This window comes from Pseudomonas sp. CFBP 13719 (genome assembly GCF_014842095.1).
Lineage (GTDB): Bacteria > Pseudomonadota > Gammaproteobacteria > Pseudomonadales > Pseudomonadaceae > Aquipseudomonas.
Window position 1 is genome coordinate 1 of the sequence record NZ_JACYVB010000023.1, and the last position, 630, is coordinate 630.

The following is a 630-nucleotide window of genomic DNA, read 5'->3' on the forward strand; positions in this document are numbered from 1 at the left end:
GCTCCCACTGCTTGTACGCATACGGTTTCAGGATCTATTTCACTCCCCTCTCCGGGGTTCTTTTCGCCTTTCCCTCACGGTACTAGTTCACTATCGGTCAGTCAGTAGTATTTAGCCTTGGAGGATGGTCCCCCCATATTCAGACAAGGTTTCTCGTGCCCCGTCCTACTCGATTTCATTGACAAGAGATTTTCGCGTACAGGGCTATCACCCACTATGGCCGCACTTTCCAGAGCGTTCCGCTAATCTCAAATCAACTTAAGGGCTGGTCCCCGTTCGCTCGCCACTACTAAGGGAATCTCGGTTGATTTCTTTTCCTCAGGGTACTTAGATGTTTCAGTTCCCCTGGTTCGCCTCTCATGCCTATGTATTCAGCATGAGATAACTGTCTTATGACAGCTGGGTTCCCCCATTCAGACATCTCCGGATCACAGTCTGTTTGCCGACTCCCCGAAGCTTTTCGCAGGCTACCACGTCTTTCATCGCCTCTGACTGCCAAGGCATCCACCGTATGCGCTTCTTCACTTGACCATATAACCCCAAGCAATCTGGTTATACTGTGAAGACGACATTCGCCGAAAATTCGCATTTACTCTAAGAGCAACTCACAAATTTTACCTTAGCCTGAAC

The 630-nt window shown here is 49.2% G+C and carries 1 rRNA gene; it reads right to left on the reverse strand.

Annotated elements, in window-relative coordinates:
• A 23S ribosomal RNA gene (locus IFT57_RS26830) occupies positions 1 to 531 on the reverse strand; the annotation flags it as partial.
• Positions 532 to 630: the final 99 nt, after the last annotated feature.